Consider the following 20801-nt stretch of genomic DNA (forward strand, 5'->3'; position numbering starts at 1 on the left):
AATTGTTCTCCCCCCTGTTTCCCGCTACAATCCCGCCTTATTCGAATAACCAATCAGGAACCGCCGTGCAGCCGCTTGAATATTGCCGCCAAAAAGCCGCCGAGAGTAAATCCAGCTTTTTGGCGGGTTTCCGTTTTCTGCCGCAGCCCAAGCAAAACGCGATGACGGTTTTATACGCCTACTGCCGCGAGCTTGACGATGTGGCGGACGGCTGCTCCGAGCCGCACGTTGCCCAAACCACGCTCAACTGGTGGCGGGCCGATTTAAAAAAAGTTTTTTCAGACGGCCAAACGCCCGAACACCCCGTCTGCCGGGCCCTGAAAACCGTGGCGTATGATTTTTCGCTGCCGCACGGCGAGCTGGAAGAAATCATCAACGGCATGCAGATGGATTTGGAGCAGGCGCGCTACGGGCGCTTTGAGGATTTGCAGCTTTACTGCTACCGCGTGGCGGGCGTGGTGGGGCGGCTGATTACACGCATACTCGGCTTTTCCCGCCCAGAAACGCTGGATTATGCCGACAAAATGGGCCTCGCCCTGCAACTGACCAACATCATCCGCGATGTGGGCGAAGACGCACGCAACGGCCGCATCTACCTGCCCGCAGAAGAATTGCAGCGCTTCAACGTGCCCGCCCAAACCGTTCTGCAAGGCACACCCACGCCCGAATTTGCCGAGCTGATGGCGTTTCAAATCGCGCGCGCCCGCCAAACCTACCGCGAAGCCGTGGCGCTGCTGCCTCGCGAAGAGCGCAAAAACCAGAAGGTCGGCCTGGTGATGGGCAGCATTTACTTTGCTTTACTGAACGAAATCGAGCGCGACGGTGCCCAACACGTATTGCAATACAAAATCACTATCCCTTCGCCGCGCAAAAAACGCATTGCCCTGAAAACCTGGCTGTTCGGATTTAACCCATGAAGCCCGCTGCACACTGCCCGAAAATCGCCGTAATCGGCGCAGGCTGGGCCGGCCTTTCCGCCGCCGCCCGGCTGGCCGGCCGTGCCGACGTGAGCCTGTTTGAAGCAGGCAAACAGGCAGGCGGGCGGGCGCGTATGCTCGCGGGCAGCCAAGCCGGGTTCAGCTTCCTCGACAACGGCCAGCACATCATGATCGGCGCTTATCACGGCGTGTTCGCGCTGATGAAATTGATCGGCATGCGCGAACAAGATGCCTTTTTACGGCTGCCGCTGCAATGGCATCTGGCCGACGGCTTGCAGTTTCAGGCGGCCTCCCTGCCTGCCCCGCTGCATATCGCCTTCGGCCTGCTCAAAGCCCGCAACCTGCGTTTCGGCGAAAAAATCAGGCTGATCAACGACATGCATGCTTTGCAGCAATACCACGCCTCGCCACTGCCCGACATCAGCACGGCCGAGTGGCTGCGCGAACGCAACGTTTCGCGCAAACTTACCGGCAACTTCTGGCAGCCTCTGGTGTGGGGCGCGCTCAACACCCCGCTCGAACACGCCGGCCTGCGTACACTGTGCAATGTGCTGCAAGACGGCGTATGGGCAGGCAAAGCGGGCAGCGACTACCTGCTGCCGAAGCAGGATTTGGGCGGCATCATCGCCGAACCCGCCTTGAAATTCCTAAATGCGCACGGTGCAAACGTACATTTGGAAACGCGTGCGGCGCGGCTGGCCAACCTGCCGGACGGCCGGGTAGCGGTAAACGGCCAAGCCTTCGATGCCGCCGTGCTCGCCGTCGCCCCATATCATGCCGCCGCGCTGATGCCGTCTGAAACACCCGATGTCGTGCTGTCGGCTTTCGATGCCATCCGCTACCACGCCATCACCACCGTTTATCTGCGCTACGCCGAAACCGTGCACCTGCCCGCCCCGCTTACCGGCCTGGCCGAAGGTACGGCGCAATGGTTTATCCACCGCGGCGCGCTCGGCCTGCCAGCCAACGAAACTGCGGCCGTTATCAGCGTGTCCGACCTTATCGGCCGTCTGAAGCCCGAAGAATGGGCAGCGCGCGTGCACGCCGATTTGAAAACGCTCTGCCCCTATCTCGGCGAACCGCTGGCAGCCCGCGTGATTACCGAACAGCGCGCCACCGCCGCCGCAACCGTTGCCCGCACCCTGCCCGATTTATCGTGGCTGCACCGCCGCCGCGTCTATCCCGCCGGCGACTACCTGCACCCGCGCTACCCTTCCACCCTCGAAGCCGCCGTGCAGTCTGGCTTGAGCGCGGCAGATGTGTGCTACACCGATTGCTGCGGCGGCAAACACGCTTTTTAACTTAACGCTGTTTTTCAGACGGCCTTAACGGATTTGATAATTGTGCGGGCGTGTTACAGCGGCTACACTTAGAATGAAACAAAAATTGGCTGTACAAACCTTCGGTTTGACGCCCTAACCCTAACCCCTTTGAAACGCCCAACTGGCCAAACCAACGCAGGCCGTCTGAAAAATACCGCAACACCCGAACAAAAAAGGATTCCGCATGAACCCCTTGCAAAACAAAATCATTCTGGTAACCGGCGCATCGCAAGGCATAGGCGAGCAAGTGGCCAAAGCCTATGCCGCCGCCGGCGCCACCGTCGTGCTGGTGGCGCGCCACCAGAAAAAACTCGAAAAAGTATACGACGACATCGTTGCTGCCGGCGGCCCCGAGCCGTTTGCCATCTGCTTCGACCTGCTCACCGCCGAAGAAGCCGAGTTCGACCGTTTCGCCGCCACCATTGCTGATGCCACCGGCAGCCGTCTCGACGGCATCGTTCATTGCGCCAGCTATTTCTACGCCCTCTCGCCGCTCGACTTCCAAACCGTGGCCGAATGGGTAAACCAATACCGCATCAACACCGTCGCCCCGATGGGGCTGACCCGCGCCTTTTTCCCGCTGTTGAAAGAATCGCCCGACGCTTCGGTGATTTTCGTGGGCGAGAGCCACGGCGAAGACCCGAAAGCCTATTGGGGCGGTTTCGGCGCGTCGAAAGCCGCGCTGAACTATTTGTGCAAAGTGGCCGCCGACGAATGGTCGCGCTTTCCCAACCTGCGCGCCAACGTGCTGGTGCCCGGCGCCGTCAACTCGCCCCAGCGCATGAAAACCCACCCCGGCGAAGCCCGCAGCGAGCGCAAAAACTACGAAGACATCATGCCGCAGTTCGTGTGGTGGAGCAGCCGAGAGAGCAAAAGCCGCAGCGGCGAAATCGTGTATCTGTAGCCGTGCCCGGCTTGCTGCCGCACAGGCCGTCTGAACGCCGCCCGCTTTTCAGACGGCCGCTGCGATTTCTTTTATAATCCCGCTTTCCGCCAACCACCTCTCCAAACCATGATGCCGCGCGTACTCGTTCTCCAGCACCCTGCCCTTTCCCAATGCGATTTAAGCGTTTTAAACACTCTGGGGCTGCCGCCTGCCGCCGTAAACGGCAGCGTTTTGCGTATTCCCGTTTCCGAAACTTTCCGGCTGCCCGAATCCGCCGCCGCAGAGCTGAACCGCCAACGCATCGACCATGCCGTTCTGCCCGACTTGGCCTTTGCCGGTTTGGGGCTGATTGTGAGCGATATGGATTCCACCCTGATTACCATCGAATGCGTGGACGAAATCGCCGCCGGAATTGGCCTCAAAGCACAGGTGGCAGAAATCACCGAGCAGGCTATGCGCGGCGAATTGGATTTCGAGCAGTCGCTGCGCCGCCGCGTCGCTTTGCTGGAGGGTTTGAACGAACAGGTTTTGCAGCAGGTTTATGAGCAAATACTGCAACTTTCGCCCGGAGCCGAATACCTGCTGGCCGAATGCAAAAAACACGGCGTGGCGTTTTTGCTGGTGTCGGGCGGCTTCACATTTTTCACCGAACGCCTGCAACAGCGGCTGGGCTTTGAATACCAACACGCCAACGTATTGGAAATTTCAGACGGCCTCTTAACCGGCAAACTTACCGGCAGAATCATTGATGCCCAAGCCAAAGCCGAACTGTTGGCCGAATACCGCGAAAAACTGGGGCTGGCCGCGCACCAGGTGGTTGCGGTGGGCGACGGTGCCAACGATATTCCCATGCTGCTCGAGGCCGGCACGGGCATTGCCTACCACGCCAAACCGAAAGCACAGCAACACGCCGACGCCTGCATCAATTTCGGCGGCCTCGAAGCCGTTCGCGGCTGGTTCCGCTGACGGGAGGACGGCGGGTTAAAGCCCGTACTTTCACCCCGAATCGTCATACCCGGGCTTGACGACGGTTGGTATTTCAGACGGCCTTTAAGATAGTTTTGCAAAGGTCTCGGGCCGTCTGAAAGAAAAACCGCACTTTCATCCGATTCGGAAAAAGTGCGGTTTTTCTATTATTCGGCTTTTTAAAACGCGGCCGGCCCGTTAGCCCTCCACCACGCTTGCTTGGGCAGCACTGCTTTTCAGGCCGGCAATGGCGGCTTCGCGGCCGGCTTCGTCGGCATACATCATGCTGGTGCCGATAATCTGGCCGTTGGCGGCTTTCAGGTTGAAATAAAGTTTGCCCGAAGCGCCGGTTTTCAGCTCGTAGCGGGCATCGTTGCCTGCGTTGTTGCGCACGGATTCGATACCGTTCTGTGCCGAAGCCTTGCTGCCGTATTGCTCGCTGCGCAAAATGGTTTTATCGCTGCCGTCCACAAAATTAAAATGGAATTCGCCGGAACCGCTTTTTTTCAACTCAAAAATTGCCATTGCAGTCTCCTTCTTTATTCGGATCAAAGAGTTTTGGGGTTAGGGTAAATGCTTTTAGGCGCTTACTATAATTAGCGCCCTGCCCGCTTGTCAATACGCTTGCCGCACCCCATGCTGCGTAGGTTCGGGCCGCTTCTTTCAGACGGCCTTTCCCTGTTTTCCGAGAGGCCGTCTGAAAACTTATTCGAGCGCTTCGTTCAGTTTTTTTTCGATTAAATCGGCATCAAACGATTTGGCAATCAGCTCGAAACGGCTGTCGCGCCGCCACGAAACCTGGCTGGCACCCCATTTGCCGTCCACCCAGTTGAGCCACACCCAGGTGCCCATCACCTGAAACACGCCTTTGGCGCGCACCAAGCCTTCGGTGAATTTGGGCAAGTCGTTGAAGAAATTGGTGAGCCTCTCGCCGTCGAAATCTTTTCCGGCGGGAAGGGTAAAGCCTTGCGACTGAAAACCCATGGTATTGTCGGGCAGTGCTTTGATGCGGTAGCGCGGTTTTTCGATAACGGGAATATCGAGCCAGGCAATGTCCATGCGGGCATTTTCCACTTCCACCACTTTGGCTTTGGGCGGGAACAGCTTGGCGGCATTTTCGCGGAACTGCTCCAGTTCTTCGGGGGTGCACAAATCGGTTTTGCTCGCCACCAAAACGTCGCACACACCGATTTGGTCTTTATAAAGCGCCTGTTGCGCATAATCGGGATTGATGAACTGGCGCGGATCGACCACAGTAAACACGGTGGCGATTTCGAGCTGATCTTGCAGGGGTTTGACTTTCAAATCGTCAATCACGCTGGCGGCGTGTGCCAGGCCGCTGGCTTCTATCATCAGGCGGGCGGGTTGGGCGTCGCGCAGCATTTTCTGCACGGTGGTGCCCAATTGTGCGCCGGCGGTGCAGCATAAGCAGCCGCCGGCGATTTCGGCTACGGGAATGCCGTTATCGCTCAATACGGCGCCGTCGATGCCGATTTCGCCGAACTCGTTCACGATAATCACCCATTTTTCGTTAGGGTCTTTTTGCTCCATCAGACTTTTGAGGGCGGTGGTTTTACCGGTGCCCAGAAAGCCCGAAATCAGGTGCACTTTGGTTTTGTTTACTGGCATTTTTTACAGGTTCCTGTTAAAACAACGTGTTCTTCTTTCAATGCAAAGCCGCTGGCGGCCACACCTGCCCGCAGGGCCGCCCATTCTTGGCTGAGGGTTTGTTCGTCGACTGCGCCGCACTCGGTACACACTAAAATAAAGGCACTGTGGTGTGCGGCTTCACTGTGCCCGTGGCAGTGGTCGCTGCAATCGTGCTGCGCGTGGCTGCACAATACATAACCGTTTACCGCCGCCACTTTGTGCAAAACGCCCTGCTCCGCCCAAAAATCCAAGGCGCGGTAGGCGGTGGGCGGGGCAACTACGCTTTCGCTCTGCTGCTGCATTTGCGAAAGCACGTTATAGGCTTTAATCACGCCGGTTTGCTGCAAAATAATATCCAGCACCTGTTCGCGCAACGCGGTTACCTGCACGCCGTCGCGCCGGGCTTGGGCAAGGATTTTCTGTTTCGTGGTCATAAGCGGCTTTCATACGGCCAGAGGCCTTTGCAATACTGCCGATAAAATCAAAAACGTGCAAACCGAAGCACATCTGTGTTTGCAAAAAACGGCCTTAATCTTAAGGAAGCGGGTTATTATAACTACCTTGCCCGGAAGCGAAAGGCCGTCTGAACGTCAACTGCCTCTAAATAGCGGGTAAAACGGGTTTTGTAGCGGATAAAAAAATTACTTTGATACAGGAACGGCAATACAATACGGGGCAGGTTCTGCTCCTTCGCCAACTTACAAAACCGTTCCCTTCAAGCTGATTCAGGCTAAAACCCAACAACGGCGCAGCAGAACAAGTTTGTCCGCCCGTATCGTTGTTTTGAATTCTGCTATACTCCTCCCGCCCTACGCATCAGAAACAGCCGTTTGCCTAGGGGCTGTCGACATTTAACCGACGAAGCGGTTTTTTGAGGCAAAAACCGCGTATGCAAGGCAAGAACGCAGCAGGATCGAACACCTTGCGGGCATTTTAGCTTCGCAAATCCGCTACGCAGCCTAAAGCCGCAGACGGGGATTTCAGCCAAAAAAACCGCCGTTGCGTTATGCCGGCAGATCCTGCGTCGTATCTCCCCCGCACCATAACAACAAAACCGGAAATACCATGGATTTCTATCTTATTCCACTTCTAGGCATCGGTTTTCTGGCCGGCCTGATGGATGCTGCCGTTGGCGGCGGCGGCCTGTTGCAGATTCCCGCCCTGTTCAACCTCCTGCCCAACAGCGTACCGGTTACTTCGGTGATGGGCATCAACAAATTCGCCTCGTTCAGCGGCACAGTTACTGCCTCGGCCCAGTTTGTCCGCAAAATCCGCGTACCGTGGAAAATGCTGCTGCCCGCCGCCATTCTGGCTTTCCTGGCTTCCTACAGCGGTGCCAAACTGGTGGCCTATCTGCCCGTACACCACATCAAACCGGCCATGCTCGCAATTATGGCGGTAATGTTTGTTTACACGTTCTTCAAAAAAGATTTGGGACAGACCGCCCGCACCACGCAGCTCAGCCGGAAAGAAACCGCTTGTGGGCTGTTTTTCGGTGCGCTTATCGGTTTTTACGACGGCCTGTTCGGCCCCGGCACCGGCAGCCTGCTGGCATTCGTATTTGTACGCTTTTTCGCCTACGACTTCCTTACCGCCACCGCCTCGGCCAAAGTAATCAACCTCACCACCAATCTGGCCGCACTCACGTTTTTCGTACCCAACGGCCATATTGTCTGGGCTTGGGCACTGCCACTGGCCGCAGCCAACCTGTGCGGCGGGCTGGCCGGTACATATCTGGCCATACGCGGCGGCAGCCGCTTTCTGCGCTACGGCTTTATGGCTCTGCTGTGCGTGTTGATCGGAAAATTCGGTTGGGATTTACTGTATGCGGCATAACCGCTTTAGCAACGCAAAAAAACCGGAGCCTCGGGAAATTTTATAGTGGCTAATTATAGTTGCTAAATTCAAAAGAGGATAAGGCGGCAAAGCCGCAGACGGGGGTTTTGCAAAGGTCTCCGCCGTTACGTTGAATGTCGACAGCCTCTAATCCACTCACCCATAAAAACTGCACCTTTCTAAGTTGGGACGAGACAACTTAATGAAAGGTGCGGTTCAAGTTTTGTCAGACAGACAGCCTCAATATGAAGCCGGGCAGTTTATTCGGTGGCAGCCACCACGGCAACATTAATGGTTGCAACGGCATCGGTATGCAGGGCCACTTCCACTTCATATTCGCCCACCGCTTTCAGCGGACCGTTAGGCAGGCGTACGTTAGACTTAGAGGTTTCGATCCCTGAGGCAGCAATTGCGGCAGCAATATCGGCATTGGTAACAGAACCGAACAGGCGGCCGTCGACACCGGCCTTTTGGGCAACGGTAACGGTTTGGCCGTCAAGTTTTTCCTTACGGGCTCTGGCATCGGCCAAAATTTCGGCTTGTTTGGCTTCCAACTCGGCGCGACGCGCTTCGAATTCCTTCATATTGGCTTCGGTAGCGCGTTTGGCTTTGCCAGAAGGAATCAGGAAGTTGCGGGCATAACCGTTTTTCACGGTTACAACGTCGCCCAAATTGCCCAAGCCACCGATTTTTTCTAACAGAATAATTTGCATGGTGTGAATCTCCGTAAATTATTTATGTTGGTCGGTGTAAGGCAGCAAAGCCAGGAAACGGGCACGTTTCACAGCGGTAGCCAATTGGCGCTGGTAGTGCGCTTTGGTGCCGGTGATGCGGGCCGGAATGATTTTGCCGTTTTCAGAAATGAAGTCTTTCAGCAAATCTACTTGTTTGTAATCGACTTCTTGGATTTTTTCAGCCGTGAAACGGCAGAATTTTCTACGTTTGAATGATTGACGGGCCATGTCGTTTAACCTTTATATTCTTTAATGTTTTGTATCCGCAGCACCGGTTTGCTGTAACGCCGGCTTTTTTGTGCCAGAAAACCGCTTGCTTCTACTACGGTTTGTTCGCGGTGCTGCCAACTGAGCGCATCCTTACCGATAATTTTGGCGGGCATTTCGAGCTTCACCAAACATTGCTGCCCGTTTTCCCGCTGCCAAGATTCATGCACCAGCACAATGTCTAAAACGGGGATACCGGCGGGCGTATATCGCAGTTCGCCGCATCGGGCAATCTGTGCGGTAAGGGTAAAAAGATTATCCAATCCTTAAATTACGCTTCGGCAGTTTCTTCTTTAGCCGCGTTACCGCCTTCGAGCAGGTTTTTAGACTTTTCGTCTTTCAGCATCGGAGAGGCTTCGGTTACGGCGTGTTTGGTTTTGATGGTCAGGTGGCGCAGAACGGCATCGTTGAAGCGGAAAGCGGTCTCCAGCTCATCAACCGTTTCAGGCGAAGTTTCGATGTTCATCAAAACATAGTGCGCTTTGTGGATTTTGTTGATCGGGTAAGCCAGTTGGCGGCGGCCCCAGTCTTCAAGGCGGTGGATTTTGCCGCCGGCTTCGGTAATCATGGTTTTATAACGTTCAACCATGGCGGGCACTTGCTCGCTTTGGTCAGGGTGAACGATAAACACAACCTCATAATGACGCATGTTATCTCCTTACGGTTTAAAACAGCCTTCGGCCATGCGAAAAGCAGAAGGCAAGGTTGGAAAACGCGAAATTATAACGGGCTTGCAAAGACAAAGCAAGCCACGGTAAAAAGATTACAATAGCGCCTACCATATTTTTTCAGACGGCTTTATTCTCCGGCCGCCGCCTACTATAAAACTCATGGAAACCCGAAAAATCATCCACATCGATATGGACGCGTTCTATGCTTCGGTAGAACTGCGCGAACAGCCGCACCTGCGCGGCAAGCCCGTGGTGGTGGCGTGGGAGGGGCCGCGCTCGGTAATTTGCGCGGCTTCGTATGAGGCGCGGCAGTTCGGCCTGCGTTCGGCGATGGCGGTGGCGACGGCCAAGCGGCTTTGCCCGCAGGCGGTGTATATTCCGCCGCATTTCGATTTATACCGCCGCATTTCGCAGCAGATTCATGCGGTTTTTGCCCGCCATACCGATTTAATCGAGCCGTTGTCGCTCGACGAAGCCTATCTCGATGTTACCCGGAATTTCCAAAATATCCCTTATGCCGGCGAGGTGGCACGCATGATCCGTGCCGAAATCAGGCAGGAAACTGGGCTGACCGCCTCTGCGGGAGTGGCGCCTAACAAATTTCTGGCCAAAATCGCTTCCGACTGGCGCAAACCCGACGGCCAGTTCGTGCTGCCGCCGCAGAAGGTGGCGGCTTTTTTGGAAACGCTGCCGTTGGAAAAAATTCCGGGCGTGGGCAAGGTAACGCTGCATAAAATGCATGCGCTGGGCATGCGCACCGCCGGTGATTTGCGCCGCTTCGAGCGCGGCGAACTGCTGCACCATTTCGGCCGCTACGGCTACCGCTTATATGATTTGGCGCGCGGAAACGACAACCGCGAAGTCAAGCCCGGCCGCGAGCGTTTGCAGATTTCTACCGAAATCACGCTGCCCGAAGATTTGCCGCTGATTGAAGCGGCCGGGCATTTGCCGCACCTGGCCGAAGATTTATGGCGGCAGATTGTTCGCAAAAAAGTGGCGGCCCGCAGCGTAACGCTCAAGCTGAAAACGGCGGATTTCCGCATCATTACCCGTTCGCTGACTTATTCCTCCGCCCTGCCCGACCCTGCCGCGCTTTTGCAGGCGGCACACACCTTGCTGGCGCGGGTGCCGCCGCAAGCCGATGATGCGTTCCGCATGATCGGTATCGGTGTCGGCCATTTGACGCCCGAGGGGCAGCAACGGCAGCTTTGGAACGATTAACCCTTTTCAGACGGCCTTTGGCAAACCTGCCGCAACGCAGATTGCCGTTTGAAACTACACGCACTTTCAGCGCAGCGGCAAAACCCGATATAATCCGAAGTTCTTACTCAGTCCGCACTGTGCCATGATCAGCCAATTCAAACATATAGGCGTCGTTACCCGCCCCCAAACGCCGCATATTCAGGAAACCCTGCACACGCTGGTGGATTTTCTGCACGAAAAAAAACTGGATATCTACCTCGACGAAGCCAGCCTGCGCGACGGTTCTGCCTGCGCCGAAGATGCGGAACGCTGCCATATTCTCGATAAGGGCAGCCTCGGTAAAAAATGCGACTTGGTGATTGTGTTGGGCGGCGACGGCACATTTCTGTCGGTGGCGCGCATCATCGCTCCTTTCCGCGTGCCGGTTATCGGTGTCAACCAAGGGCATTTGGGGTTTCTCACCCAAGTGCCGCGCGAAAACATGACCCCGGTACTCAACGGCATGCTCTCGGGAAAATACCTGCCCGAAGAACGCATTCTGCTCGAAACCACCCTGATACGCGGCGGAGAGGCCGTTACCGCTTCACTGGCCTTGAACGACGTGGTACTGTCGCGCGGCGGCGCTGGTCAGATGATTGAATTCGAAGTGTTTATCAACAAAGAATTCGTTTACACCCAGCGTTCGGACGGCCTGATTGTTTCCACCCCCACCGGCTCCACCGCCTATGCGCTCGCCGCCGGCGGCCCGATTATGCAGGCCAGCCTGCGCGCGTTCACGTTGGTGCCCATCTGCCCGCAATCCATGACCAACCGCCCGATTGCCGTCGCCGACACTTGCGAAATCGAAATATTGGTTACCAAAGGCGGCGATGCCCGCGCCCATTTCGACGGCCAGTCGTTTATCGACATCCAGACTTTCGACCGCATCAAAATCCACCGCTACCGCCATCCGCTGCGCGTACTGCACCCCACCGATTACCAATACTACAAAACCTTGCGCCAGAAGCTGCATTGGGGCGAACAATTGGTTCAAACACTCCGTTAAACGGAGAAGGCCGTCTGAAAAAAGTTAAACCGCCCCCAATTCTCGGACAATTTAAAACCTTTTTTCAAACAGCCTGTCCGGGCCGGATCCCGTATGCAGCAGAATCCGGCTTTTTATTGTGCCGCCTGCCGTGCGCGGCTTCAGCCGCCTTGAAGCCTCACGGCATTCAAAACTTCATCGCCCGTCAACAATTGCGCAAGCGCTTTGCCTGCCGCCAAAACCGTTTCGTCGCACCCGTAGGGCGCCGATACCATCATGGCCGCAGGCAGGCCGTCGGCGTTCAGCCCGGCGGGTATGGTGAGCGAGGGCATGTCGAGAAAGCTGCCCGCCATGGTGTTGCGCAGGATTTTGGCGTTGCAGGCAAAAAAGTAGTTTTGATCTTGTTCCAAACGTGCCAGCGGCGGCGCGCCGACGGCGGTAGTGGGCATCAGCAGCAGTGCGCCTTGCAGCTCTTCGGCCAGCATGTGCTGCAAATGTGTGCGCCGGGCCAGCAGCTGTGCCAGGTTTTGCGGCGGCCAAGCGGCGTTGGCCTGCAGGCGTTTTGCCACCCGCTCATCCATTAGTGCGGCCTGCGCCAGCGCGCCTTGGTGGAGCTGCCACGCCTCGATGCCGACCAGCGTGCCGTATCCGCCGAACAGCGCTTCCAGCCGTTCAAGCGCACGCAGCGGCTTGCGGGTGATTTCCGCCCCGGCGGCTTTCAGACGGCCTATGTTGTTTTCGAATGCCTGCAATATCTGCGGTTCGGCATCTTCGCCGTACAAACCCTGCGGCACCACTATTCTGAGGCCGTCTGAAACTGTGCCGGCACGAATGCCGAAAGCCGCCATTACGGTGCAGACGTCTGCCACCGTATGCGCCAGCGGGCCGATGCTGTCGAGCGTGGGCGAGAGCGTCCACACGCCGATGCGCGACAGCCGCGCCGATGTCGGCTTGAAACCCACCAGCCCGTTGAGCGCGGCCGGAATGCGTATCGAACCGGAAGTGTCGGTTCCCATTGCATAAGCAGCCAAGCCGCATGCCACGGACACCGCCGCGCCGCATGAAGAACCGCCCGGCGCCGACGGCTCGGGGTACGGCCACACATTCGGCGGCGTGCCGTAGTGCGGGTTGAGGCCCAGCCCGGAAAAAGCGAATTCGGTCAGATTGGTACGCCCGAGCGATACTGCCCCCATGCTTTCCAGCAAATCGACAGCGGCGGCATTATGCGTTTTCGGTGCATCGTGAGCGGTGGTGGGGCTGCCTGCGCGGGTAGTTTCGCCTGTCTGATCGAACAAATCTTTCCACGACACGGGGATACCGTCGAGCGCCCCCAGCCGCCTGCCCGTTTTCAGGCGGGTTTCGGCAGCCAGCGCGGCAGCCAGCGCACGTTCGGGCGTAAGTGCGGTAAATACAGACTGCGTCTGCGCCGCCCGCTGCAGCAGGCTTTCGGCCAACGCAGAAGGTGTGGCGGTGCCGCATTCAAACGCGGCGTTCAGTGCAGCAACAGTGGGCAGGGTTTGGGGGGCGGGATATTTCATGCGTATTCACGGGCAATGCGTTACAAAGGGGTTCGGATATGCAATATACCCCTCTGCCGCCGACATGCAAACCGCCGTGCCGTTTTCCGGCACATCGGGCACGCGCTGCAGGTGCACCCTGTTTCATCAGACAACCCGCCGCCCACGCCGTCTGAAAACATTATCCGCACGATGCCTTGCAGATGCTGAGGCCTGTTATAACGAAATCATCTTTTATTAAAACCAAGCATTCTTTCCTTTTTTCAGACGGCCTCGGTAAAGTGGCGGTATTTTCCCTGCCGTATTTCTGCCATGCTATTACTTAAAACCCCCAGCGTGTTACCCGGTTTCAAAATCAGCTTAGGGTTGACCGTGTTGTGTCTGTCGCTTCTGGTTGTGCTGCCGTTTGCCATGATGGCTGTGAAAGCAAGTGAAATCGGTTGGACGGCGTTTTGGCAGACCATTTCCGAGCCTAACGTTTTGGCCGCGGTGTGGCTGAGTTTGCGGATGTCGTTTTACGCCATGCTCACCAATATCGTGTTCGGCACGCTGGTGGCGTGGGTGTTGGTGCGTTATGAGTTTCCCGGCAAAAGCCTGGTAAACGCATTGGTTGATCTGCCGTTTGCGCTGCCCACCGCCGTAACCGGCATCGCGCTGGCCACGCTGTATGCTCCGCAGGGTTGGATCGGCAGCCTGTTTGCACCCTTGGGCATCAAAATCGCTTTCACCCCTATCGGCATCTGGATTGCGCTGGTGGTGGTGAGCCTGCCGTTTATCGTGCGCGCGGTGCAGCCGGTTTTGGAAGAGTTGTCGGCCGAATGCGAAGAAGCCGCCGCCACGCTGGGCGCGGGCCGTTTCACCACGTTCCGCCGCATCCTGCTGCCCGAAATCGCGCCCGCCCTGTTCACCGGCGCCGGCATGATGTTCGCCCGCGCCACCGGCGAATACGGCTCGGTAATTTTTATTGCGGGCAATATCCCGATGGTTTCCGAAATTCTGCCGCTGATTATCACGGGCAAACTGGAGCAGTTCGACGTGCAGGGCGCATCGGCGGTGGCGCTGTTTATGCTGATGATTTCGTTTACGGTTCTGTTTCTGTTGAACGCAGGCCAATGGGCTTTGAGCAAACGGGCGGGGGCGAAGGCTTAACCGGCACCGAGGCCGTCTGAAAAACCGCATTTTTTTCAGACGGCCTTTTACCCAAGCGGCCTTACCGGCACACAAACCATAAAACACCTGAATCATGAAAACCTACACTTCCAACCCCAACCTTACCGAACCGCGCTGGCTGCGTTTCACGCTCACCGCCGCCGCACTGGCGTTTCTGCTGCTGATGCTGGTGGTGCCGTTAACGGCGGTGTTTTACGAAGCCCTGAAAGGCGGCTGGGATTTATACGTTCAGTCGGTAACCGACCCCGAAGCCTGGTCTGCCATCAAGCTCACGCTGATTACCGCCGCCATCGTCGTGCCCGTTAACGCCGTGCTCGGCACCGCAATGGCCTGGCTGCTCACCCGTTTCGATTTTCGCGGCAAACAGTTTCTCACCACCCTGCTCGATTTGCCCTTTTCCGTGTCGCCCGTGGTGGCCGGCCTGATGTTCGTGTTGCTGTTCGGCGCGCACACCGCGCTGGGCGGCCGGCTCGAAGCACAGGGCATACAGATTATCTTTGCCATTCCCGGCATCATTCTGGCCACGCTGTTCGTTACCTTTCCCTTCGTTGCCCGCGAGCTGATTCCGCTGATGCAGGCGCAGGGCGACAGCGAAGAGCAGGCCGCGCTGATTTTGGGCGCAAGCGGCCGGCAGATGTTTTGGCGCGTTACCCTGCCCAACATCAAATGGGCGCTGCTCTACGGCATCATTCTCACCAACGCGCGCGCCATGGGCGAATTCGGCGCCGTGAGCGTGGTGTCCGGCCACATCCGCGGCGAAACCAACACCATTCCGCTGTTGGTGGAAATTTTTTATAACGAATACAACTTCACCGGTGCCTTCGCCCTTTCCGGCGTGCTCGCCCTGCTCGCCCTGGCCACGCTGGCGCTGCAAAACATCATCACCCGCATTCAAGAACGCAAACTTGCCACCGCCGGAAGGAGTCGCACATGAGCATTACCATTCAAAAATTAAACAAACATTTCGGCAGTTTCCACGCCCTCAAAAACATCAACCTTGAAGTGCCCACCGGCAAGCTGGTTTCCCTGCTCGGCCCTTCCGGCTGCGGCAAAACCACCCTCCTGCGCATCATCGCCGGTTTAGAAAACGCCGATAACGGGCAAATCCTGTTCGACGGCCAAGACGTTACCCGCAAACACGTGCGCGAACGCAAAGTGGGGTTTATGTTCCAGCACTACGCCCTCTTCCGCCATATGAACGTGTTCGACAACGTTGCCTTCGGCCTCACCGTATTGCCGCGCGGCGAACGCCCCCCGAAAGAGCAAATCCGCGCCAAAGTCGGAGAGCTGCTGCAACTCGTGCAGCTTGCCCATCTGGCCAAAGCCTACCCGCACCAGCTTTCGGGCGGCCAGCGCCAGCGCATCGCACTTGCCCGCGCGCTCGCCGTTTCCCCCAAACTGTTGCTGCTCGACGAACCTTTCGGCGCGCTCGATGCCAAAGTGCGCAAAGAACTGCGCACCTGGCTGCGCGACATCCACCACGAATTGGGCATCACCAGCATACTCGTTACCCACGATCAGGAAGAAGCGCTGGAAGTGTCCGATCAGATCGTGGTGATGAACCACGGCAGAATCGAGCAGACCGGCACCGCCGAAAGCCTTTACCGCAAGCCCGAAAACGCCTTCGTAACCGAATTTCTGGGCGAAACCGACGCCTTTGAAGGCCGCATCGAAAAAGGCGCGTGGCTCTACAACGGCTACCGCCGGCCGCTTGATGCCGCGCACAAATGGCAGGAGCAGACCGCCATAGGCTACGTACGCCCCCACGAATGGGCGGTGGCCGCCGCCGGCACCGTGCCCATGCTCAACGCCCGCATCGAAAAAATCCACCCCGCCGGCGCACTTACCCACCTTACTGTGAAAGAAGGCGGGCAAAACGTACGCATCACTTTCGCCGGCAGCGATGCCGCGCGCCTTGGGCTGGCCGAAGGCCGAAACATCGCACTTTCACCCAAACAGATTTATATCTTTCCCCAAAGCGAGCTGATTGATTTTGCGATTTAAACCGCCCGCTCCCATTCAAAATGGCCGTCTGAAAAAAATATGAACTGCACCCCAAAAGTTGGACACCCGCCAACTTAGAAAGGTGCAGTTCATATTTTTCAGACGGCCTGTCGTAAACCGGCTACTGAAACTCAAGATACCCTATCCGGCTCACAAGCCCAATTCGTTTAAAAAGCGCACGTCGTCGGCCCAACCCGATTTCACTTTCACCCACACTTTTAAAAACACTTTGCAGTCGAACAGTTTTTCCATATCCAACCTGGCTTCGGTGGATATTTTTTTCAGCTTTTCGCCGCCTTTGCCGATCACGATGGGCTTTTGGTTTTCTTTATCCACCAGCACCGCGATGTAGATATGGCAGATGCCGTTTTCTTCTTTAAACTGTTCGATTTCCACGTTCATGGCATACGGCAGCTCTTCGCCCAAATAGCGGAACAGTTTTTCGCGCACGATTTCGGTGGCGAGAAAACGGCTTGATTTGTCGGTAACCATGTCTTCGGGATAGAGCGGTATCCCTTCGGGCAGAAAAGGCTTGAGCGCGTGCAGCAGTTGGGCGATGCCCAACCCGTGTTTGGCGCTGACGGTTTCCACGCCGGCAAAATCGAATTCGGCACGCACTTTTTCGATAAAGGCGGCCAGCTCGGGCGCTGATTTGGCTTTCGACAAATCGATTTTGTTCACCACCAGCAGCACGGGAATATGCTTGGGCAGCAGGCGCATCACGCGGCGGTCGGCCTCGGTGAAACGCATGGCTTCGACAACGAACACCACCGCATCCACGCCGCCCATGGCTTCGGTAACGTTTTGGTTGAGGCGGTCGTTCAGGGCGTTGCGGTGTTCGGTTTGAAAGCCCGGAGTATCGACGAAAACAAACTGTGCGGTGTCGTCGGTGTAGATGCCGGTTACTTTGTGGCGGGTGGTTTGCGCTTTTTTGCTGGTGATGCTGATTTTCTGGCCGATTAAGTGGTTCATCAGCGTGGATTTGCCCACGTTGGGGCGGCCCACTATCGCCACGAAACCGCAACGGTATCCGTTTGCGCCGGGCGGGTGTTGGGAAAGGTTTTCGTTCATAGCTTATCTTTCATGCTTTTTTCAGACGGCCTGTTTTATTTCAGGCCGTCTGAAACGGCGGCACCCTACCCTGCGTTTTGCGTATCCGCCAGCAGGCCGCGCCAGCGTTTTACCTGCAAACGCACTTGCTCGGGCGCGGTTCCGCCCAAATGGTTGCGGGCGTTGAGGCTGCCTTCGGGAGTGAGCACTTCGTACACATCTTCGCCGATCAAATCCGAAAAGCCTTGCAGCACGCTCAGCGGCAGTCCGCTCAAATCTACGCCCTGCGTGTCGGCATGGCGCACGGCAAGGGCAACCGTTTCGTGCGAATCGCGGAACGGCATGCCTTTTTTCACCAGATAATCGGCCAAATCGGTGGCGGTGGCGAAACCCTGCATCACGGCGGCGCGCATGTTTTCGGGCTTCACGGTTACGCCGCGCATCATGTCGGCATAGATGCGCAGGGTATCGATTAAGGTGTCGGCGGTGTCAAACAGCGGTTCTTTGTCTTCCTGATTGTCTTTGTTATATGCCAAGGGCTGCGATTTCATCAGCATAATCAGGCCGGTGAGGTGGCCGATCACGCGGCCGCTTTTGCCGCGCACGAGTTCGGGCACGTCGGGGTTTTTCTTCTGCGGCATAATGGAAGAACCGGTGCAGAAACGGTCGGCGATGTCGATAAAGCCGAAGCGCGGGCTCATCCACAAAATCAGCTCTTCGGAAAGGCGGCTCAAATGCACCATAATCAGGCTGGCCGCAGCGGTGAATTCGATGGCGAAATCGCGGTCGGACACGGCATCGAGCGAGTTTTGGCAGATTTGCCCGAAACCCAGCAGTCCGGCGGTGGTTTCGCGGCGGACGGGATAAGTGGTGCCGGCCAGCGCCGCCGCGCCCAAAGGCATACGGTTCACGCGCTTGCGGCAGTCGGCCATGCGCTCGAAATCGCGGCCGAGCATTTCCACATAAGCCAGCATGTGGTGGCCGAAGCTCACGGGCTGGGCAACCTGAAGGTGGGTGAAGCCGGGCATCACCACTTCGGCGTTTTGTTCGGCCAAATCAACCAAGGCCGTCTGAAGCTCTTGAATCAGGGCTTGAATATCAGTGATTTGGTCGCGCAGCCACAGGCGGATGTCGGTGGCAACCTGGTCGTTGCGGCTGCGGCCGGTGTGCAGGCGTTTGCCGGCGTCGCCGATTTTATCGGTGAGGCGGCGCTCGATGTTCATATGCACATCTTCCAAATCCAATGACCAGGTCATCTGGCCCGATTCGATTTCTGCTATAATCTCGGCCATTCCGTTGCGGATGGCGGCAAGGTCTTCCGCGCCCAGCACGCCTGCCTCGCAAAGCATCTGCGCGTGCGCCAGAGAACCTTGTATGTCCCACTTCGCCAGGCGTTTGTCGAAACCGACGGAGCCTGTGTATTTTTTCACCAACTCGGACACGGGCTCGTTAAAACGGCCCGACCAGGTTTTGTTATCGTTCATCATTCGCTCGCTTGCTTATCGCATTAGTTAGGATTTTGTTGTAAAGATGCCTATTATACGTCAAATGCACACTTGGTTTGCAGTTCCCGATTTGCGCAATTTCGGCACCATATCGCGCCTGATGCTGACAAGCATGCTGGCTTTGCTGCTGTTTCCGCTGATCAGCAATTCTTCGGAAAGCTACCTTGGGCAGGTTTACGGAAATGCCGCATGGGCGGCACCCACGCTGCTGCTGATTCTGGTGAAGGGCTACACACTGGCAAACGTGCTGCGGCGCGTTACCGAATCCAGATTCGCCGTGCCTGTCATACATATCTCCAACCTAGTAATATTTACAGTGGTGGATTATGTGGTATTGGGCGAGCGCATGTCGTTTTGGCAACACTTTTTCCTGTTCAATTTCTTTGCTTTGGGGTTTATGTACACCGAAGCCTCGCGCCGTTACAGCCTGGCGCCCTCGCTTTCCGAAGCGCGTTTGAGCGCGCTGACCGCCCGCATCCGCCCGCACTTTCTGTTTAACAGCCTCAACGCTGCCATCAGCCTGATCCGCCTGCGCCCCTATGATGCGGAAACCCTGCTCGAAAATCTGGCCAACCTGTTCCGCGCCCAACTGCGCGACGGCAGCCAAAACAGCACGCTGGGGCAGGAAATCGAATGGGCGCAGGAATACATCGCCATCGAACAGATCCGCATGGGCCACACGCGCGTGCAGGTGATGTGGCAGCACCATGCGCCCGACGACGCCGAAACGCCGCACCTTCTGCTGCAGCCCCTGCTGGAAAACGCCGTGTTCCACGGCATTGAATCCACCCACCGCCCCGGCTGCATTTCGGTGCTGACCACGCGCCAGAAACATTGGATCTATATCCGCATCGAAAACCCCTACGTTCCCACCGACAGCCAGGAAAACGCCAAACCCCACAAAGGCAATTCTATGGCGCTGCGCAACCTGAAAGAGCGTTTGGCGCTGATGTACGACAACGATGCGGTGATTAAAAGCCGCCAGCTCGACGGTATTTTCCGCGTCGACATCCGCCTGCCCTACCGCAGGAAGTCTTCCGATTTAAAGCAGCTGTTCGGTTAAGAGCCACACCCGCATCAAGGCCGTCTGAAAAATTGTTTTTCAGACGGCCTTTTATGCAAAAATCCTGCCGCCCTTCCCTCTGCCGCCTTAAACCCGAAAAGCAGGCGTATAATGCTGCCGTATTTTTTACCCGCAAAAGGAATCAGACCATGCGTTGGCAAGGAAGGAAACAAAGCTCTAACGTGGAAGACCGCCGCAGCCGGGGCAGCCGCACCGGCGGCAAAGGCACCGGCATCATCGGCATCATCATTTTACTGGTGGGCGCTTATTACGGCGTGGATTTATCCGGCATTGTCGGCACACCGCAAATCGGCACAGCCGCGCAGCAGTCTTCACTCAGCAGCGGGCAGGAAGCCCAATTAAACGAGCTCTCGCGCGTGGTGCTGGCCGACACCGAAAGCGTGTGGGCCGATTATTTCAGCAAACGCGGCAGCCGCTACACACCCGCCACGCTGGTGCTCTACACCGCCGGCACCCAAACCGCCTGCGGCACCGGCCGGGCGGCGATGGGGCCGTTTTACTGCCCGGCCGACCGTAAGGTTTATCTGGATTTGTCGTTCTACGAAGACATGCGCAAACAGCTCGGCGCATCGGGCGATGCGGCGTTTGCCTATGTGATTGCCCACGAAGTCGGCCACCATGTGCAAAACCTGCTCGGTATTCTGCCGCAGGTGAACCAGGCACAGCAGAGCGTGGGCAAAACGCAGGCCAACGCGCTTTCGGTGAAGCTCGAATTGCAGGCCGACTGCTTTGCCGGCATTTGGGCGCATTACGCCGTCAACCAGAAACTGTTTGAAGAGGGCGACATCGAAGAGGCCGTGGCCGCCGCCGAAGCAGTGGGCGACGACCGCCTGCAACAACAGGCGCAAGGCTATGCCGTGCCCGACAGTTTCACCCACGGCTCGTCTGCCCAGCGCATGGCATGGTTCAAACGCGGCATGCAGAGCGGCGACATCAATCAATGCAATACGTTTTCTTGATTAATTATTTGTTTT

22 protein-coding genes are annotated in these 20801 nt (G+C 56.9%); 12 read left to right on the forward strand and 10 right to left on the reverse strand.

The window, feature by feature from the left end:
* The first annotated feature begins 65 nt into the window (after positions 1–65).
* From hpnD to serB, 4 genes are all read left to right on the forward strand, one after another.
* Positions 66–917: a presqualene diphosphate synthase HpnD gene (gene hpnD / locus Q3970_RS00420; protein WP_303098643.1), complete on the forward strand. Its 852-nt coding sequence runs from the start codon at positions 66–68 to the stop codon at positions 915–917.
* The gene (gene hpnE / locus Q3970_RS00425; RefSeq protein ID WP_303098644.1) at positions 914–2239 is read left to right on the forward strand and encodes a hydroxysqualene dehydroxylase HpnE; all 1326 of its coding nucleotides are present in this window, start codon (positions 914–916) and stop codon (positions 2237–2239) included. The genes hpnD and hpnE overlap by 4 nt, the downstream gene beginning before the upstream one ends.
* A gap of 205 nt (positions 2240–2444) precedes the next feature.
* Positions 2445–3164: an SDR family oxidoreductase gene (locus Q3970_RS00430; RefSeq protein WP_303098645.1), complete on the forward strand. Its 720-nt coding sequence runs from the start codon at positions 2445–2447 to the stop codon at positions 3162–3164.
* 111 nt (positions 3165–3275) lie between these two features.
* Complete coding sequence (serB, locus tag Q3970_RS00435) at positions 3276–4112, forward strand: phosphoserine phosphatase SerB (protein ID WP_303098761.1); 837 nt, start codon at positions 3276–3278, stop codon at positions 4110–4112.
* A gap of 198 nt (positions 4113–4310) precedes the next feature.
* Here the strand turns inward: serB and Q3970_RS00440 are convergent, their stop codons facing one another.
* From Q3970_RS00440 to Q3970_RS00450, 3 genes are all read right to left on the reverse strand, one after another.
* Entirely contained in the window at positions 4311–4637 is a 327-nt protein-coding gene (locus Q3970_RS00440; RefSeq protein WP_303098646.1) for a YegP family protein, read from the reverse strand.
* Positions 4638–4817: 180 nt separating this feature from the next.
* A complete protein-coding gene (locus Q3970_RS00445; RefSeq protein ID WP_303098647.1) occupies positions 4818–5741 on the reverse strand; it encodes a GTP-binding protein in 924 nt (307 codons plus the stop codon).
* Positions 5732–6196 (reverse strand): Fur family transcriptional regulator, encoded by a 465-nt coding sequence (locus Q3970_RS00450; RefSeq protein ID WP_303098648.1) that lies wholly within the window; start codon positions 6194–6196, stop codon positions 5732–5734. Before Q3970_RS00450 ends, Q3970_RS00445 begins: the two co-directional genes overlap by 10 nt.
* Before the next feature lie 631 nt (positions 6197–6827).
* Here Q3970_RS00450 and Q3970_RS00455 point away from each other — a divergent pair.
* Positions 6828–7598 carry a TSUP family transporter gene (locus tag Q3970_RS00455; protein ID WP_303098649.1) on the forward strand — a complete coding sequence of 257 codons (771 nt, stop codon included), beginning with the start codon at positions 6828–6830 and terminating at the stop codon, positions 7596–7598.
* A gap of 260 nt (positions 7599–7858) precedes the next feature.
* On the opposite strand, the gene rplI is transcribed toward Q3970_RS00455, so the two are convergent.
* From rplI to rpsF, 4 genes are read right to left on the reverse strand one after another with little or no spacing between them, the layout of a single operon-like run.
* Positions 7859–8311 carry a 50S ribosomal protein L9 gene (rplI, locus tag Q3970_RS00460; RefSeq protein ID WP_303098650.1) on the reverse strand — a complete coding sequence of 151 codons (453 nt, stop codon included), beginning with the start codon at positions 8309–8311 and terminating at the stop codon, positions 7859–7861.
* Positions 8312–8329: 18 nt separating this feature from the next.
* A complete protein-coding gene (rpsR, locus tag Q3970_RS00465; RefSeq protein WP_003678863.1) occupies positions 8330–8560 on the reverse strand; it encodes a 30S ribosomal protein S18 in 231 nt (76 codons plus the stop codon).
* A 5-nt stretch (positions 8561–8565) separates the two neighbouring features.
* Entirely contained in the window at positions 8566–8862 is a 297-nt protein-coding gene (gene priB / locus Q3970_RS00470) for a primosomal replication protein N (RefSeq protein WP_303098651.1), read from the reverse strand.
* Positions 8863–8870: 8 nt separating this feature from the next.
* Positions 8871–9248 carry a 30S ribosomal protein S6 gene (rpsF, locus tag Q3970_RS00475; protein WP_303098652.1) on the reverse strand — a complete coding sequence of 126 codons (378 nt, stop codon included), beginning with the start codon at positions 9246–9248 and terminating at the stop codon, positions 8871–8873.
* Positions 9249–9429: 181 nt separating this feature from the next.
* On the opposite strand from rpsF, the gene dinB reads away from it, so the two are divergent.
* Positions 9430–10491 (forward strand): DNA polymerase IV, encoded by a 1062-nt coding sequence (gene dinB / locus Q3970_RS00480; RefSeq protein ID WP_303098653.1) that lies wholly within the window; start codon positions 9430–9432, stop codon positions 10489–10491.
* 124 nt (positions 10492–10615) lie between these two features.
* Positions 10616–11518, forward strand: coding sequence for an NAD(+) kinase (locus Q3970_RS00485; protein ID WP_303098654.1), 903 nt, complete (start codon positions 10616–10618; stop codon positions 11516–11518).
* 140 nt (positions 11519–11658) lie between these two features.
* On the opposite strand, the gene Q3970_RS00490 is transcribed toward Q3970_RS00485, so the two are convergent.
* Positions 11659–13035 (reverse strand): amidase family protein, encoded by a 1377-nt coding sequence (locus Q3970_RS00490; RefSeq protein WP_303098655.1) that lies wholly within the window; start codon positions 13033–13035, stop codon positions 11659–11661.
* A 291-nt stretch (positions 13036–13326) separates the two neighbouring features.
* Between Q3970_RS00490 and cysT the strand changes: the two genes are divergently transcribed.
* The 3 genes from cysT (at position 13327) to Q3970_RS00505 (ending at position 16188) form a co-directional block, all read left to right on the forward strand.
* Positions 13327–14163 carry a sulfate ABC transporter permease subunit CysT gene (cysT, locus tag Q3970_RS00495; RefSeq protein WP_303098656.1) on the forward strand — a complete coding sequence of 279 codons (837 nt, stop codon included), beginning with the start codon at positions 13327–13329 and terminating at the stop codon, positions 14161–14163.
* A 94-nt stretch (positions 14164–14257) separates the two neighbouring features.
* The gene (cysW, locus tag Q3970_RS00500) at positions 14258–15118 is read left to right on the forward strand and encodes a sulfate ABC transporter permease subunit CysW (protein ID WP_303098657.1); all 861 of its coding nucleotides are present in this window, start codon (positions 14258–14260) and stop codon (positions 15116–15118) included.
* Entirely contained in the window at positions 15115–16188 is a 1074-nt protein-coding gene (locus Q3970_RS00505; RefSeq protein WP_303098658.1) for a sulfate/molybdate ABC transporter ATP-binding protein, read from the forward strand. Before cysW ends, Q3970_RS00505 begins: the two co-directional genes overlap by 4 nt.
* A 150-nt stretch (positions 16189–16338) precedes the next feature.
* Here the strand turns inward: Q3970_RS00505 and era are convergent, their stop codons facing one another.
* On the reverse strand, positions 16339–17259 hold the full coding sequence (era, locus tag Q3970_RS00510) for a GTPase Era (protein ID WP_303098659.1): 921 nt from the start codon (positions 17257–17259) through the stop codon (positions 16339–16341).
* Positions 17260–17324: 65 nt separating this feature from the next.
* Entirely contained in the window at positions 17325–18722 is a 1398-nt protein-coding gene (gene argH, locus Q3970_RS00515) for an argininosuccinate lyase (protein ID WP_303098762.1), read from the reverse strand.
* Positions 18723–18768: 46 nt separating this feature from the next.
* On the opposite strand from argH, the gene Q3970_RS00520 reads away from it, so the two are divergent.
* The gene (locus Q3970_RS00520) at positions 18769–19806 is read left to right on the forward strand and encodes a sensor histidine kinase (protein WP_303098660.1); all 1038 of its coding nucleotides are present in this window, start codon (positions 18769–18771) and stop codon (positions 19804–19806) included.
* 149 nt (positions 19807–19955) lie between these two features.
* Positions 19956–20786, forward strand: coding sequence for a neutral zinc metallopeptidase (locus tag Q3970_RS00525; RefSeq protein ID WP_303098661.1), 831 nt, complete (start codon positions 19956–19958; stop codon positions 20784–20786).
* Positions 20787–20801: the final 15 nt, after the last annotated feature.

It is taken from the genome of Neisseria sp. (genome assembly GCF_030530745.1).
Taxonomy (GTDB): Bacteria; Pseudomonadota; Gammaproteobacteria; order Burkholderiales; family Neisseriaceae; genus Neisseria.

Coding starts and splice junctions, on each gene's coding strand:
- hpnE (WP_303098644.1), top strand. CDS start 914: ATGAAGCCCGCTGCACACTGCCCGAAAATCGCCGTAATCGGCGCAGGC.
- Q3970_RS00430 (WP_303098645.1), top strand. CDS start 2,445: ATGAACCCCTTGCAAAACAAAATCATTCTGGTAACCGGCGCATCGCAA.
- serB (WP_303098761.1), top strand. CDS start 3,276: ATGCCGCGCGTACTCGTTCTCCAGCACCCTGCCCTTTCCCAATGCGAT.
- Q3970_RS00440 (WP_303098646.1), bottom strand. CDS start 4,637: ATGGCAATTTTTGAGTTGAAAAAAAGCGGTTCCGGCGAATTCCATTTT.
- Q3970_RS00445 (WP_303098647.1), bottom strand. CDS start 5,741: ATGCCAGTAAACAAAACCAAAGTGCACCTGATTTCGGGCTTTCTGGGC.
- Q3970_RS00450 (WP_303098648.1), bottom strand. CDS start 6,196: ATGACCACGAAACAGAAAATCCTTGCCCAAGCCCGGCGCGACGGCGTG.
- Q3970_RS00455 (WP_303098649.1), top strand. CDS start 6,828: ATGGATTTCTATCTTATTCCACTTCTAGGCATCGGTTTTCTGGCCGGC.
- rplI (WP_303098650.1), bottom strand. CDS start 8,311: ATGCAAATTATTCTGTTAGAAAAAATCGGTGGCTTGGGCAATTTGGGC.
- rpsR (WP_003678863.1), bottom strand. CDS start 8,560: ATGGCCCGTCAATCATTCAAACGTAGAAAATTCTGCCGTTTCACGGCT.
- rpsF (WP_303098652.1), bottom strand. CDS start 9,248: ATGCGTCATTATGAGGTTGTGTTTATCGTTCACCCTGACCAAAGCGAG.
- dinB (WP_303098653.1), top strand. CDS start 9,430: ATGGAAACCCGAAAAATCATCCACATCGATATGGACGCGTTCTATGCT.
- Q3970_RS00485 (WP_303098654.1), top strand. CDS start 10,616: ATGATCAGCCAATTCAAACATATAGGCGTCGTTACCCGCCCCCAAACG.
- Q3970_RS00490 (WP_303098655.1), bottom strand. CDS start 13,035: ATGAAATATCCCGCCCCCCAAACCCTGCCCACTGTTGCTGCACTGAAC.
- cysT (WP_303098656.1), top strand. CDS start 13,327: ATGCTATTACTTAAAACCCCCAGCGTGTTACCCGGTTTCAAAATCAGC.
- cysW (WP_303098657.1), top strand. CDS start 14,258: ATGAAAACCTACACTTCCAACCCCAACCTTACCGAACCGCGCTGGCTG.
- Q3970_RS00505 (WP_303098658.1), top strand. CDS start 15,115: ATGAGCATTACCATTCAAAAATTAAACAAACATTTCGGCAGTTTCCAC.
- era (WP_303098659.1), bottom strand. CDS start 17,259: ATGAACGAAAACCTTTCCCAACACCCGCCCGGCGCAAACGGATACCGT.
- argH (WP_303098762.1), bottom strand. CDS start 18,722: ATGAACGATAACAAAACCTGGTCGGGCCGTTTTAACGAGCCCGTGTCC.
- Q3970_RS00520 (WP_303098660.1), top strand. CDS start 18,769: ATGCCTATTATACGTCAAATGCACACTTGGTTTGCAGTTCCCGATTTG.
- Q3970_RS00525 (WP_303098661.1), top strand. CDS start 19,956: ATGCGTTGGCAAGGAAGGAAACAAAGCTCTAACGTGGAAGACCGCCGC.